Genomic DNA, 15,115 nt, shown 5'->3' on the forward strand with positions numbered 1-15,115 from the left:
GTGCAAAAACGCATATGAGTTTAAGGCCTTATTTTGAAGTGGTCTGGTATGCACAAACTTATCAAGGCATGATCGCACCGATCACCAAATACCTTAACGGCTTTACTAAAGCGCATGCTCAAGAAGTTATCAATGCCAATTATCGCGGCACCATCTATAAATTAATTGAAGCGATCAGCTCAGCAGAAGCCACGGGGCCTGGTCGCGGGCTAGCAGAGCGACAAGCTTATCACAATAGCACGCAAGAGCTGCGTGAATTGCTATTAGCAATGAAAAAAGTTATCGATGCTGACTACTTCCCTGACAATAGGTTTTACACGAAAGATGTTACCGTTAATTTGTATAATCGTGCGCGCGCGTTTTATACCTTTAGCCAAGATTACGATAATAGCAATAATGTGATAGCCAACAGCCATGATAACTATGATATTTTAAATCAAATCATACAAGATAAGATAAAAGATAAACGTTATAAATCAATGGAATGGTATGATGGTGCAGCGACTTTGTATTACTATAACGTTGATGTTAAGTATGCTGGCAATACCCATAACAAAACCTGTGATGAGTTGAATATTTGCGGTTGGGACGATCCCGCTGAGAAACAGCAAATGATGGATTTAGTGTTAAAGCCAGAAAATAATCATGCGTGTGCTCATGATGAAAACATGGTGATCCGCTCTCAAAATATGACGGTTGAGCAGTTGGAAGAAAGCTGTTTAATCATCAAAGAGCAACGTGATTTATTTAACTTTGTCTTTAACTCGCCGCAGCAAGTGGATGATGATTTTAACCGTAAATTAGAGCTGGTTATTTTTGATTCAGATGTAGAGTATCAAAAAAGCTCGAATTATTTTTTTGGTAATGATGTCGATAATGGCGGTATGTACTTAGAAGCCAAAAATGAAAATGAGCAATCACGCTTCATTGCCTATGAAAACGCCAGCGGAGTGCAGAACCTTAAGCATGAGTATATCCATTACCTTGATGGACGCATGAACTTTTATGGTGACTATAGTTATAATGTCAAAGGCTCTGATGGTCGTTATTTACCGACGACGTGGTGGACAGAAGGGTTGGCGCAATACCTTTATTTAGAAAATGATTACCCTGCAGCAATAAACGTCGCTCGAAATAAAACCTATACGTTATCCACTATTTTTCAGCATAACGCGAATATGAGTGACTGGAATGGTCGTGCTTATCCATGGGGATATTTAGGTGTTCGATTTATGTTTGAAAAGCATCGCAGTGATATAGATGCTTTGTTAGAGCTTTCACGCGATGGTGATGTGCTAGCGTATAAACATTATATTAATGAGACAATCGGGGATCGATATGACGCGGAATTTACGACATGGTTAGAAACGGTCGATAATAACAAGGCGCGTTTATTTGGTTTTGACCCGAATACCCCAGTAGCGGATGGAACGTTAGGGGAAGATCGTTACCGCTGGGATCCAAATGTGGATTATCGCACTGATGCTTGTATGAATAATTACTTTTCAGATGATTACAGGAACTTGGTAGGCGGTCAGTTTATTTGTGTCGACACCGGAGAGCATGGTCAAGATGAAAAGCACTACAATATTCCAGTGGATGAGACGATCTATTCGTTTACGGTGAAGATTTTTGGTGGCAAGTACGATGCTTCGTTATTGCATAATCGTGATGGTTATGCGAGCTCAGGGTTGGCAGATAATACGGTTTCAGAGACGTTTAATAAGGCTGAAAATGATGAATGTATTGTGGTTAACAATGTCAGTACAGAGGATAATCATCATGTCAATGTTAAAGGTAAACAAGAAGGGTTATCGATCGTTGTTTACTACAACCACGAAAGTTGTGACACCACGCCAAGTAATATAGTCACTGTCGATGGGATTGTTAATAACACCGGTGAAGAAACAGGCCCTGTAACATCAACCGTTGAATTAACAAATGGTGAAACGGTTACCTCATCTGACCATGGTACAACGAAATTTTTTGCGAATGTACCTACTGGTGCAACCAATTTAGATATCAGTATTAGTGGTGGGGATGGTGAAGCTGATTTATATGTTAAATATGCTAGTGCACCTACAACCGATAATTATGATGAAAAGCCAAACATAAACGGGAATAATGAAACCGTTTTTGTTGCTGCACCTAACTCGGGAAATTGGTATTTCATGTTGGCACCGTATAATGGTAGCAACTTTGAGAATGTGAATGTTTCGGTAAAGTGGGAAGGAGGTACAACCGTTGAACCTTCACCAGTTAATGATTCATGTGCAACCAATGCACCAACAGGCTCATGGGAAACCTTAACCGTTGATCCAGAGAATAGCTATTATGATATCGCTGAAATTTGTCTTGAGACAGCAAAAGATAAGCAGTATCAAAATCGTTCTTTTTGGGTTCATGTTCCAGAAGGAACCACGTATTTTAGAATAGATACGGACCATGGTACGGGCGATGCGAGTTTATATTATGGGGCAAATAGTATTCCAAGTGAAAGTAGTTCGACTCTGAGCTCTATTTCAGCAGGTAATCGTGAAAGCATTGAAGTGTCTAACCCAGAGGCAGGATGGCATGGTATTACGGTTATTGGTGATGATGAGGGGTTAACACTGTCTTTATCAACCCAGCGATAAAACCTATTATTGCGTATTTGAATAAATAATCGTTGAAAGGTTTGTTTGTGAAATGGTGTTCACTTACAAACCTTTTTTTTGGGCGTGGTTTTTAGGGATGGTATTTCTATCGGTTCAGAGTTGTCAAAGTAGTTAACATTATCGATAGTGATGACCAATTCATAAGGAAACTGAGGGTATGCATTACATTTCCAATCGTGACTTTGAGCAAGCGTGAACACCATCACAAACATTAACAATTTACCACTAGTTTTTACTTCGTAACTTGCGTATTGTACCGCCATTACTGTACTGACAATTAGCGAATCAATGGAGTGCTCAGTTGTTTATTGTTTCCCTCACATATAAAACCGATATTTCTCAAGTAGAAAAACATTTAGATGCACATATTTCTTTTTTAAAAAAATATTATCAGCAACGAGCTTTCATTGCTTCTGGACGAAAGGTTCCAAGAACTGGTGGCGTTATTTTGGTTAATGCTGAAAGCCTTGATGATGTTGAAAAAATCATCAGTGAAGATCCATTTTTTGTTGAAGATGTTGCTGACTATCAAATCACTGAGTTTATTCCAACCATGGCAGCCCCTGAATTTGAAGGTTTGAAACAACTCTGATGAATTTCATCAGACAGTTCGGTGAGAGAGTTGTCGCTTTATTGGTTTGATTTTCTGTAATGGTTTTATTTTTCGTATTAATGAAGTAAAGCAGTACGTAGATTTTTAAAACTTAATTAAGGATTGTTTATGTTCATTGTAAAAAAGTACTGATAATAATTGGCTTGTTATCTATGGTGGCTTTTGCCAACGCGGCTGACAACTATCTCACTGTACCGATAAGTTACCCATCTGGAAAAGTCGTAAAACTTGCCGACTTTAAAGGAAAAAAGCCAGTTTACATTAAGTTTTGGGCGTCTTGGTGCGTACCATGTATGAAAGAAATGCCTCATTATCAACAAGCCTATGAAAAGCTTGGTGATGATATCGAGTTTGTTAGCATTAATTTGGGTATTAATGACGGTGTTGAGGATATCAACAAGGTTGTGGAAAAATTTGGCTTAACAATGCCTGTTGTTATTGATAATGATGGTCAGTTGGCACAAATTTTTAAATTCGTAGGAACGCCATATCACTTGCTATTTGATCAGCAATTGAACTTGGTTCATCGTGGTCATCAGGCTAACGAATCTTTAGATAATAAAATGGCACTGGTTGCAGGTAGCGAAAAGGTTGATAATTTATCTACTGCAGTTTTTTCTGAAAGTGCCCCTGAGTTAACGATTGCCAATGTTGACAAGGTACCTACAGGACTTTTCTTTGTTGCGACATGGTGTGATTGGTATTTAAAAGATTCTCGCCCAAAAATTTCACAAAATTGTATCGACTCTCAATTAGCGTTTAATCAGTTAGTGAAGACTTATCCCAAGGTTAATTGGGTTACCGTGGTATCTAGTCTTTGGACTGGCGAGCAAGATTTAAAAGAGTATCAAAAGCGTTTTAACACTACCAATGATGGAATGATCGATCAAAGTAATAAAACCTTTGTTAAATATAGCGTTAAAGATTTTCCAACACTCGTCTTATTGGATAACGGTAAAGAAATCTATCGAACAACGACTGTGGATAATGATCATCAACTCATAGCAGAACTGAAAGCAATTTGACTTCAGATATTGAGTTTCATAGATAATTAAGACAATAAAAGAGAAAATCAATGAATAGTATTGTGAATAGATTCATCGAAAATCTACAAAGTGATATCAAAAGAGATGATTGTACTAAATTGGTAACACTATTTAGTGAGGCAACGGGATTTGACGCTTATTTAGACAATACTATTATTGGTTTTGGTCGATACCATTATAAGTATGATCCTGGGCGAGAAGGAGATTCAATTGTGACCGGCTTTTCGCCAAGAAAGCAAAACATTACTATGTATATCATGCCGGGCTTTGCCGAGTTAGATACTATGTTGGTGCGGTTAGGTAAACACAAAGTTGGTAAGAGTTGTCTTTATATTAGTAAGTTAGATGATATCGATACAAAAGTACTTTCTGACATTATTCGCTACTCAGTTGAGGTAATGCGCCAACGATTTCCATGTAAAAATGTTCGATAGAAAATATCGAGTATTAAAAAACTAACAAACATTTTAAATCTAACTAGCTTCCTGAAATATTTTTCTTGCTGTGCGGGTCTCCTGGTTGAATGGATTTAATACGAGAGCGATTAAACCACTCAACTAAACATTTTTGAATAATAAATTTTTTACTATATCACCATGGAGTGCGGTATTTATGCGTAACCTTTTTTTGATCATGGCTGTTGTTGGCGCCATTATTCCCTATGTTTTTTTCTTTAATTTTATTCAGCAGCATGGCGTTGATTTAACGCTATTTACTTCGTCACTTTTCGTCAATGGCGCCGCGGGCGGTTTTAGTGCTGACTTATTGATTTCATCGTTTGTCTTTTGGCTTTTTATGTACGCCGAAAGAGACGATGAAATCAGTCCAAGCCCGCTGTGGTTTGTGCTAGTAAACTTAACCATAGGATTAAGTTGCGCCTTACCCGCCTATCTTTATGTCCGAGAAAGTAACAAAGTAAAACGCGAGGGGCTAGCGTATCAATCGGGAACCGCGTAAGTATCAATAGGCCTGATTATATAAAATGTTTTACCTTAGGCGTGTTGTGAAAATAAAAAAATAAACACTTTATAGGCGATGGCAAACATCACCAGACCGACAATGACATCGATAATACGTTGATTCTTAGGCTTAGCTAATATAGGTGCAAGCTTGGCTGCGCTTGCCGCCAAGCCAAAAAACCAAGTCATTGCTGCAACAATGGCTCCTAACGCGAAGAATAATCTGGCGTCACCTAAAAATGTACTGCCAACGGTGCCCAAAATAACAACCGTATCTAAATAAGCATGAGGGTTTAGTAAAGTAACCACTAACGCTGTTGCAATAACCGCTTTGCGACTAGACAACATGCTATTTTGTTGTAAATCACTGTAGTTAAATTGCCAAGCACGACGAAATGCGATACCTGCATAGGTTAGCAGAAATAATATCCCTCCCCATCCGACAGCATTTAATATTAAATCGTTGCTGGTGATCAATTGCCCACCACCAAAAACACCTAACGTCGTAAGAAAAATATCACATACTAAGCACATAGTGGCGGTTAAGTAATGATAGTTTCGGCGTATGCCTTGGGTGATAAGAAATGAGTTTTGTGCGCCAATTGGAATGATCATACTTGCGCCCAAAGCTATACCTTGAATAAATGCTGATGTTGCCACGATTTACCTCTATCAATGTGGTGATATATTTTGCAGCAAAGATAGGTGCTATTGTACTATTAGTAAAATTAATTGTTTTAATATTCCATAAGGGTTGCTAATGTCTGAAAGGATCGATTATAAGTTACTGCAAGCACTGGCAGCCGTGGTGAAAGAGCAGAGTTTTGAACGTGCTGCCTTATCTTTATTTATTACGCAGTCTGCCGTATCACAGCGAATCAAACAATTAGAGCAGTTTGTCAGTCAACCGGTTATTGTTCGCAGTACTCCTTTGCAAGCAACCGATGTCGGTAAAAAGTTGATCAGCCATTATTATCAGGTTGAACAATTAGAACGAGAACTAAGCAAAGAGATTTTTCCTGATAAACCTGAACAACCGTTTACCGTGCACCTTGCCACCAATGCCGATAGTTTGGCGACCTGGTTAATACCAGCGGTTTCAGATGTGATTCAAGCAAACTTCGTAGAGCTTAATTTTGTCATTGTTGATGAGAAATACAGTTTAGATAAGTTAAGAGGTGGAGAGGTATTTGGTGCTATTAGCGAAGAAAAGGCAGCAATAAAGGGCTGCCAATCGACATTTTTAGGTAATTTTAGCTACGTTTTAGTTGCATCACCTAGTTTTAAAGAGCGCTATTTTAGCAATGGTATTACCGCCGAAGCATTAACAAAAGCACCAGCGGTTACTTTTGGTCACATGGATACCATGCATACAACTTTGTTAAGTGAGCAGTTTGGGCTAATAAGAGGACAATACCCATTGCATACGGTTGGTTCTTCTGAGGCGTTTGTTATGCTTGCCAAGTCAGGTACTGCTTACTGTTTAGTTAGTGAGTTACAAATTAAACAAGAATTAGCTTCAGGTGAGCTCGTCAATATTTTGCCCAATTATAAGTTAGTTAAACCGTTATATTGGCAAAGTTGGGTAATGTTAAAAGGTGTTCATAAAGCACTATCTGACGCGATTATCAAACAAGGGCATCAACAATTGATGCATTAATAAGCGCTTCATTGAAGAAAAAATTCCCCACTATTTTAGGGTCTGTTGATTTTTGTTTAAAATTTCTGCTGAGTAATAAAATGACGTTAATCAAGGCAAAAACTTTGAAGTTTAGTGGGCTAAATGATGGGTTTTTAACGAAGAGTAACGTCATTTTAGCCTCAGCCCCAAGACCTTAACGAAAGGGGCAATGGCTATTTTTAATACTAGCAGCATTAGCATTCGCTCATTTGGAATAACCAAACATCGCTCACGCTGCTTTGCTATTTTCAAAAATAGCCTATTGCAGAAAAAATAAACAAAGGTCAACAGACCCTAGATAAAAATAAGATTAAAAATAATGATTGCATTTTAGAAAAAAAGGAATATTATTCGCCGAGTTCTTGATGATAGCCAATCCAAGTACATCGCATTTTTGCGGCAAGGCGGTAGAGCAACTATCCAAGAGTGAACTGATTTTTTTACTAGTTAATTCGCTCAAACTCATTAATTGAGTTTTTAGTTTTGTTTTATTGATGTTGTCTGGAGAAATGTTATGACGTTAGCATCACCTACTGTCGCCTCTGAAATCTCTGCTGTTGTTGATTTCAATGCCGATACTTCAATTATTTCGGCACAAACGGCGCAAGCCTTAGTCGCGCAGTTTGGTTCACCGTTAATGGTGCTAGATTGTGACGTTATCCGTCAACAGTATTGGGCTTTGCAGCAGGCACTTCCAAACGTTGATTTACATTACGCTTTAAAGCCATTACCGCATCTTGCCGTTGTAGAAACTTTATTGGCAGAAGGCGCTTTTTTTGATCTTGCGACCAATGGGGAAGTTGATCTAGTCGCTGCGGCTGGCGTACCCAGTTGTCGCACTATTCAAACCCATCCGATAAAGCGCCATAGTGATATTGCTCATGCTTTAGCCTACGGTTGCAATGTTTTTGTCGTCGACAATATCAACGAAATTGATAAGTTTATCCCATTTAAAGATGAAGTTGAGTTATTGATTAGGGTTAGTTTCCCTAATGCTGATGTGCTCGCCGATTTATCAAAAAAGTTTGGCTGTAAACCAGAGCAGACTATTACGCTGATCCAATATGCGTTTGATTTGGGGATTCGCGTGAAAGGGCTTTCATTTCATGTTGGTTCACAAACTAAAAGTGCGCAAAAGTATGTTGATGCGATTGCTCAATGTCGACAAATTATGGAGCAGACGGTCAGCCAAGGGTTACCAGCACTAAGTACTTTAGACATTGGTGGCGGTTTTCCAGTTAAATATAGTGCTGACGTTGTTGCAATAGAGGTATTTTGTGCACCTATTCGTGCTGCATTAGCGAGTTTACCAGAAACGGTTCGCGTGATTGCAGAACCTGGGCGCTTTATCGTTGCTTCAGCGGTCACCAATATTTCAAGTGTCATGGGACAAGCACAGCGAAATGGCCAAACATGGTATTACTTGGATGATGGTATTTATGGGTCATTTAGTGGCTTAATGTTTGATGAAGCTAAATACCAAATTCACAGCGTAGTTGAGAGCGAAATCAAGCATTCATCGGTACTTGCTGGCCCAACGTGCGATAGCATTGATGTGATTGCCGAGAGTATTATGTTACCGCAACTCAATAACGGTGACCTGATCGTTAGTACAATGATGGGCGCATATACATCGTGCACGGCCACCGACTTTAACTTTTTCAAACGCGCTGAGTTTGTTGTACTTAATCAACAATCCTTAGTGGAGAACGCGTTCAGTGCTTAGTTTTTGGTATTAAATAGAAAATAGGTAGAGCAATTAGCAATGCTCTACCTTAAGTGTTGGCTTTTAAAACTGATGGGTAAGAGTTAACCAAATGGAACGTCCTGGAAGTGGCGTTAGCGAATTATTATAGCCTTTACTGCGTCCACTATTATCCAAGCCTGCATCTGCTTGTCGTAACCCGGGTGCTGAGATTTTTCGATCTAAGATATTTTTCACTTTTATGCTCACTCGCGATTGTTTTAATTGATAGTTAAGTGACATATCAAATAAAGCTCGAGAGGGGAGTTTGATCCCTTGAGCCGATAGTGGGTTGTGAGAATATAAAGGGGTTTGGGAAACAAAGTTACCGCGTAAATTTAAATGCCATTGGTTATTTATTGGGATATCAACCAATGCACTAACCTTATGCGGCGCTATATCACCTAAACTTGTCGTTTCTGGGTGCCATTCTTGACGCAGATGGTTATATGTAAGGCTGCTTTGAGCATGAGTATAAGTGTAATACAAGTGACCAGTAATCGATTCATTAACATTAAAAATATTGGGGTAAATAAACTTACCACGGTATTCGAACCCCCAAATATCTCTTTTAGCATCATTGATGGCATCCTCTCTAACCACACTATCGTACTTGGCACTATAAAGTGACATATCATGTAACCAATTTGTCCCTTGATGCATAAAGACAATTTCTATGTTTTTTGCGGTTTCTGGCAAAAGATTGGGATTGGCTTTACGCCCCGTCCATCCACCGTAGAGAAATTGCGCTGGCGGTGCTTGAAATGCTTCTCCGTATATGAGCTTTATCGTACTTTTCTGGTCGTTAAAATTGTAGATAGTTGATACTCTTGGGTTGGTTGAGCTCCCCCATAAGCTACTAGTGTCGTAACGTATCCCAACATTAAATTTCCAAGGATATGTATCGATAATGGCGGCAACATGCACACCCTTATCATTAAATTGCTCTCTATTTTCATCAGGCACAGTGCTAAGTGGCTTGCCGTTAAAGGTATAAATAGGGTCGGTACTATAAAAAATAGCAGCCCCATAGCCATAAGGGCCAATATCTGTAGTTGGCGTGGTTGAACTATAGCTACCAGCCCAATACCCAGGCACGTCATAAGCTTTGGTGACGTCACTTTTTAAGTAACGCCAACCACTGTTAATCAGTACATTATCTTTATACTGAAATTCAAGGTCTTGCTTAAATTCCATTGCATCGCTGGTGGTGTTCCAATGGGTGTAACTAATAAATGAGTAATCTGATAGTCCCTCGCGCCAGTCCGGCTCTGCTTCAGCCCAATTACCCCAGACGCGACTACTGCGTTTAATCGCTTTGCTGGTTAGGTTAACTTCGGGGGACAACGGGTAATGATGCTCAATAAAAAACTGACGAGAATTGTTGTTCCAATCGGCGTTTGCTTGCGCGCGGTCGGCCGCATAATTGGCACCAAACCCTTCATTGGTATCCCACAGTATCACGCCAGCTTTCAATGAGCGATAAGACACATCGGCCAATATTCCCCAATCATCAGTCGGGTTATAGTATTGTCCAAGCTTCTTGCCATCATTACTGAGTTCCAATAATGGCCCCCAAATAGTGGTGTCGCCGTAGAGGTCATTACTTAAAAATGGGGTTCTGTCTGAGAGATCTTCTTCATCGCTACTGAACCACTTTGCTGAAAAACTGTATTGCAACTCGGTTAGTTTACCGACAGCTGATAGTTCTAAACCGGTTGACTTCCAACTACCAATGTCGCCTCTAAGGGACAACTCGTGTTGATTATTTTTTAACGCCTTGGGGGATTTGGTTATGATGTTAATGATCCCTAAAAATGCGTTGGCTCCATAAACTACCGATGCCGGACCATAGAGCACTTCTATTCGTTCAATGTTGGATATCGGGTATTGTCGGCTAAGAATTGCTGCTTGGCTCCACAAATGGTTATCAACAACACCATTGATCATTAAAAGGGTACGTGTTGATAACGGGGTGCGATAACCGCGTTGATAAAAGTTAATGTAACCATTATGAGCACCTTCGATGGTGTCAAAGCCAGGTAAGTCTGCGAGAATTTCGCTAAGGTTGTGATAATTTCTGCGTCGAAAATCTTGCTCAGTAATAATGACCATTGCAGCTGGGGCGTCGATAAGTTTTTCTTCACTATTACTCGCGGTTACCACTTTAAGATCCAGTAACTCTTGCAGTGAAAGTTTAAATATATCGACTTGTTCAGCATTTGTTTTTTGACCGAATAGACTCAATAGAATCGCGAGTGACAGGTAACCTGCTCGACTTTTAACATTGACATTACTTTTCAAGTCAACCACCTCACAACGCTAACGACGCTCACGTAAAATTACTTCTAAAGTGTTACAAGCCTTAGTTATCAGTGTAGTTGATAAATTAAATGCTGACGAATTATAGATTGCTATTCCGGTTTACTGCGTTTAGGAAGTTTAACAATGAACTTTGCGCCACCTAATTGGCCAGAGTCAGCAATGGTTATCGAGCCATGATGCCAGTCGGTAATGCGTTTAGCGATAGCTAAGCCAAGGCCGTAACCTTTGACCTTGTTATATGAAGCTCTAACAAAGGGCTTAAAAATGTTTTGCTGTAAAGCCTTATCGACTCCTTTGCCATTATCATGAATAGCAATAACAACATTTTCAACATGCTCTGTTAATTCAATCAATACCTTACCTTGACCATATCGTAAGCCATTAGTTATTAAATTATTGATTAATATGGTAATAAAATTAGCGTCGCCATTGAGAAACACCTTATTAGGCGGCAGTGATGTGTTGATTGTAATATCTTGATGATGAAACTGCTGGCTAATTTGAGTTAATAAAGTGGCGATATCAACGGGGTCAAAAGCTAAATTGATCATGGTTTGCTCAAGGCGAGCATAACCGAGCAGCGATTCAACCAATTCCGTCATCTGATCAAGATTATGGTTTATTTTGTCAATATATAATGAGCGTTGCGTAATATCTGTTTCTTCGGCCAACGTATCTAAACCAAATCGAATGCGAGCCAGAGGCGTTCTAAGTTCATGAGAAACAGCATTACTCAGTAATTTTACATCGTTGATGAGATCTTCAATACGTTGTGCCATGCGATTGAATTCTTGTTCAATTTCTTCGATGTATGAAAACCTGTGACGATTAACTCTACGGGATAGTTCGCCGTTTCCAAACGCTTTTGCACTCGTTTGTAAATGGTGAAGTTGTTTAAGTAGTGGGTAAGCCCAAAGTAAAAATGCGCCGAGCAATAAAGTATAAAATAATAAGGTATAGAAATATTTTTCGTTGCTATCAGCAGGCTCAAAAAGGTCAATTGGAGCGCTAAGCACCATGACGTTATTTTCTGGCAGTAAGTAATGATAGGACAATTGACTGTCGGTGGTTAACAGTAAAAAGTGCTCCGATGTTATTTGTTTAACCAAACTCTCAGGCAGCGCTAGTTCCTTTAGTTGGTGCAGATTAAGGTTATACTGATGAGAGCTTTGCCATTGGTTGATAAATGTTTTCCGGCTATCTAACTGTTGTAATGTTTGACCAATGTTCTCACCCATTTGCTCAAATAACCTGACTTTATCGACATCATGTAAAGGGCTGGTATGTTGTTGATACAAGTTATCGATTAACCAACTAAAGCCAATCGTTGAAAAGAGTAAAACAAAGAGAAGTGAGTAGGTTAACCTGCGCATGCTAAAAAGCTTCCTTGATAAACAAATACCCTTTACCCCAAATTGTTTTAATTTTATTAGGATTATTCGGGTCGTCATCGAGCTTTTTACGAATTCTAGATATTTTTATATCTACTGAACGATCGAATCCATCGTAATCAAAGCCCCGAAGTTCTTTTACCAATGATTCTCGCGAGACTATATTTCCCGCTTTACTGGCCAAAATCCATAACAGTTCAAACTCTTGAGTTGACAGCTTAATGTCTTGTTGATGATGTGTGATGGTTTTATTATTGTTATCAATGGTAAGTTGATTGAAGTGTAAAACATTGTTTTCAGGAAGTAGGCGTGAATGCGCTTGCGTTTGTTTTACGAGATACTTTTGTACACGTGTTAATAAAGCTCGTGCTCTAACCGGCTTGGTTAGGTAATCATCGGCGCCCATTTCTAAACCAAGAACTTCATCAATCTCTTCATCTCGAGCGGTTACCATAATGATGGCGTTATTAAAATGCGGACGAACACGACGGCATACTTCGATGCCGTCAAGATTTGGTAGCATACCATCTAAAATAACTAGATCAGGTTGCTGGCTAATGATTAAATCAACAGCTTCAAGGCCACAGTGACATAGCGAAACATGGTAACCTTTATTGCTCATATAACTTTGCATCCATTGCGCTAACTCTTCGTCATCCTCTACGATTAATAGGTGTGCAAGCTGTTGATTGTCCATCGGTTAAAATAGTCTCCATGTCATGCGTGATCTGACATTTTTTTTGTATACCCACGCCATTTTAAGTGTCTTCTTTGTCATTGGGTTATCACTACCTTTAGGCTTAATAGTGAAAGTTATATTCTGATGAGTGACAAATTCTTGTTCAAAGTGTCCAGCGCTACTTGCTTGCCAACACTGAAGCGGTAGCTGCTGACTATCGGCATATAAGCAATAATCGCCTGCTGCTTGGGCTTGCCATTTAATCACCACATCAACATAACATTTTTCACCCTGATGAACCGATACACATTGTTCAGGAATTAAATTCAAACTTATCTGTTGTGCGTGAGCTTTTGTCATCGAGATACCTAGGCAAATTAACAGCGCTAGTGGGAGGTGTTTAGTTATTAACATAATGCCTCCTAAAATACGTAGCTGACGAGTATGCCAAACTCAGTTTCGTGTTGCTGTCGACTGTCTAAGTTTGCTGCAATTTTCATTGGCGGAAAATCAGTAATGCTGTTGGTGATGAGCTTATAGCGAGCATAACTTTCAAACAATACATTTTCACTGATCGGGTAGCTGACACCTAATTGCGAGACGATATCGATGCCTGAACTTGCTTGATATTTTGGGATCCCGATTTGCTCCATCGCTGGTGTGGTTGAATAGTAATAATCAAGCATACCGGCAGAGCGATACTCAGCGCCAAGTGCGGCGTTTACTTGCCAGTTTTTCACTTGCCAACTGTGAGAGCCCCAAAGCGATGCATAAAGTGCATTGTCGTATTGTTTATTTAAGGTGTATGGAGCAATGGTAAATTGCACCGTAGAACGACCGAAAGCACCTGTCGTTCTAATGCCAAGCATATTGGTTGATTTACGTTTTTCGATAAGGAAAGTTGTTTCATTATTGCCAAAGTGATACGCATTTTCACCGTGACCTCGCACCGTTAATAGGTCAAAACTCCACGTATCGGTATTGTAAAAATTAAAACCTATGTTAGTTCCTTGGTCGAGCTCATTTGCGCCATGAGCGATTTCAATAAAAAAACCTGGTTTGACTTGGTAACGACCACTGATAAACAATGAACCCCCACTGTCCTTATCCCAGTAGGGGGACGCTTTGTATTTAAACCCATAGCCAACTTTTAAATAACCTTCTACCCAAGGCTCTTGCTCTTCGCCTTGCGCAACGCTACTTAACATGGCGGTACAGCTTAGCAGGGCTAAAATGCCATGAGAAACCGATTTACCTATTTTTAATAACTTCATCTTTTTACTCCATTAATGACTGTTAGGTAGGCAGAGTAAAGGAAGTTGTAAAGCTAAGCTGTACCAGCAATTATCAAAATGTATCATATTGTATCGATGTTATTTTTGTTATGAAGGATCCTAGCATAGTAGAGCTGAAATATTGAATTTCTTGTTTACTGATAAACATTGAAGGGGATTAACAATTTTAACTGCCGAGTTAACAGACAAAGTGAGTAGTTTGAAGGATTGAACGCTTTATATTCTGCGTTGGGAAAGGAGCAATCAAATTGGTAGCAAAATACGTTATAACAACTTGATAAAATCACAAAGAAAGCTTGGCTTTTGTTAATGATTTGTTTATATTCGCCAGCGATTATCCCCTAGGAAGGGCCAATATATACATGGAATGTTCTAATGATAGTAATTTTTTTGTCGTTTTTATTGTTTATCGTTTTACCTGTCGTCTCTATTAGATATGTCGCTGTCAATCTTGGTGCTGCCACCAATAGTTATCGCGCTTGTATTATTGCAACAGTCGCAGTCATTGCAGCAGACTTACTTGCATCAGATATTTTTTCCAATTCAGTTTTAGCTTTTATTGTTACCTTCGTATTTGCGGGCTTCGCATTCTCGGTAATTTTTCGTGTTGGCTATAAACAAAGTGTTGTTATTGCTATTGTGTCTTTTTTAGTTAACTTAGTGGCCAGCTCTATACTTGTTGGTTTGGGCGTTACTGCTTTTGGAATAACAAGATAAGAGTATAT

14 protein-coding genes are annotated in these 15,115 nt (G+C 39.3%); 8 read left to right on the forward strand and 6 right to left on the reverse strand.

Annotation, left to right across the window (positions count from 1 at the left end):
• The 5 genes from ACSLUH_RS17720 to ACSLUH_RS17740 form a co-directional block, all read left to right on the forward strand.
• A partial coding sequence (locus ACSLUH_RS17720; RefSeq protein ID WP_448569487.1) for a collagenase occupies nucleotides 1-2,636 on the forward strand: 2,636 nt, incomplete at its 5' end.
• A 322-nt stretch (nucleotides 2,637-2,958) separates the two neighbouring features.
• On the forward strand, nucleotides 2,959-3,249 hold the full coding sequence (locus ACSLUH_RS17725; protein ID WP_448569489.1) for a YciI family protein: 291 nt from the start codon (nucleotides 2,959-2,961) through the stop codon (nucleotides 3,247-3,249).
• A 173-nt stretch (nucleotides 3,250-3,422) separates the two neighbouring features.
• A complete protein-coding gene (locus ACSLUH_RS17730) occupies nucleotides 3,423-4,295 on the forward strand; it encodes a redoxin domain-containing protein (protein WP_448569491.1) in 873 nt (290 codons plus the stop codon).
• 50 nt (nucleotides 4,296-4,345) lie between these two features.
• Complete coding sequence (locus tag ACSLUH_RS17735; protein WP_448569493.1) at nucleotides 4,346-4,750, forward strand: DUF1801 domain-containing protein; 405 nt, start codon at nucleotides 4,346-4,348, stop codon at nucleotides 4,748-4,750.
• A 178-nt stretch (nucleotides 4,751-4,928) separates the two neighbouring features.
• Entirely contained in the window at nucleotides 4,929-5,273 is a 345-nt protein-coding gene (locus tag ACSLUH_RS17740; protein ID WP_448569495.1) for a DUF2834 domain-containing protein, read from the forward strand.
• Between the two features lie 35 nt (nucleotides 5,274-5,308).
• Here the strand turns inward: ACSLUH_RS17740 and ACSLUH_RS17745 are convergent, their stop codons facing one another.
• Nucleotides 5,309-5,935: a LysE/ArgO family amino acid transporter gene (locus ACSLUH_RS17745; RefSeq protein ID WP_448569497.1), complete on the reverse strand. Its 627-nt coding sequence runs from the start codon at nucleotides 5,933-5,935 to the stop codon at nucleotides 5,309-5,311.
• Nucleotides 5,936-6,035: 100 nt separating this feature from the next.
• Between ACSLUH_RS17745 and ACSLUH_RS17750 the strand changes: the two genes are divergently transcribed.
• Both ACSLUH_RS17750 and ACSLUH_RS17755 read left to right on the forward strand, forming a co-directional pair.
• Complete coding sequence (locus ACSLUH_RS17750; RefSeq protein ID WP_448569499.1) at nucleotides 6,036-6,935, forward strand: LysR family transcriptional regulator ArgP; 900 nt, start codon at nucleotides 6,036-6,038, stop codon at nucleotides 6,933-6,935.
• Nucleotides 6,936-7,470: 535 nt separating this feature from the next.
• Nucleotides 7,471-8,682 carry a type III PLP-dependent enzyme gene (locus ACSLUH_RS17755; RefSeq protein WP_448569501.1) on the forward strand — a complete coding sequence of 404 codons (1,212 nt, stop codon included), beginning with the start codon at nucleotides 7,471-7,473 and terminating at the stop codon, nucleotides 8,680-8,682.
• 63 nt (nucleotides 8,683-8,745) lie between these two features.
• Here ACSLUH_RS17755 and ACSLUH_RS17760 read toward each other — a convergent pair whose 3' ends face one another.
• From ACSLUH_RS17760 to ACSLUH_RS17780, 5 genes are all read right to left on the reverse strand, one after another.
• Nucleotides 8,746-11,004, reverse strand: a complete 2,259-nt coding sequence (locus tag ACSLUH_RS17760) for a TonB-dependent receptor plug domain-containing protein (protein ID WP_448569503.1) — start codon at nucleotides 11,002-11,004, stop codon at nucleotides 8,746-8,748.
• A 110-nt stretch (nucleotides 11,005-11,114) separates the two neighbouring features.
• Nucleotides 11,115-12,398 carry a HAMP domain-containing sensor histidine kinase gene (locus ACSLUH_RS17765; protein WP_448569505.1) on the reverse strand — a complete coding sequence of 428 codons (1,284 nt, stop codon included), beginning with the start codon at nucleotides 12,396-12,398 and terminating at the stop codon, nucleotides 11,115-11,117.
• Nucleotide 12,399: 1 nt separating this feature from the next.
• Nucleotides 12,400-13,113, reverse strand: coding sequence for a response regulator (locus tag ACSLUH_RS17770; protein ID WP_448569507.1), 714 nt, complete (start codon nucleotides 13,111-13,113; stop codon nucleotides 12,400-12,402).
• A gap of 3 nt (nucleotides 13,114-13,116) precedes the next feature.
• Nucleotides 13,117-13,455: a DUF3019 domain-containing protein gene (locus ACSLUH_RS17775; RefSeq protein ID WP_448569509.1), complete on the reverse strand. Its 339-nt coding sequence runs from the start codon at nucleotides 13,453-13,455 to the stop codon at nucleotides 13,117-13,119.
• A 62-nt stretch (nucleotides 13,456-13,517) separates the two neighbouring features.
• Nucleotides 13,518-14,369 carry a MipA/OmpV family protein gene (locus ACSLUH_RS17780; protein WP_448569511.1) on the reverse strand — a complete coding sequence of 284 codons (852 nt, stop codon included), beginning with the start codon at nucleotides 14,367-14,369 and terminating at the stop codon, nucleotides 13,518-13,520.
• Between the two features lie 396 nt (nucleotides 14,370-14,765).
• Between ACSLUH_RS17780 and ACSLUH_RS17785 the strand changes: the two genes are divergently transcribed.
• On the forward strand, nucleotides 14,766-15,107 hold the full coding sequence (locus ACSLUH_RS17785) for a hypothetical protein (protein WP_448569513.1): 342 nt from the start codon (nucleotides 14,766-14,768) through the stop codon (nucleotides 15,105-15,107).
• Nucleotides 15,108-15,115 lie beyond the last annotated feature (8 nt).

It is taken from the genome of Thalassotalea ganghwensis (genome assembly GCF_053485795.1).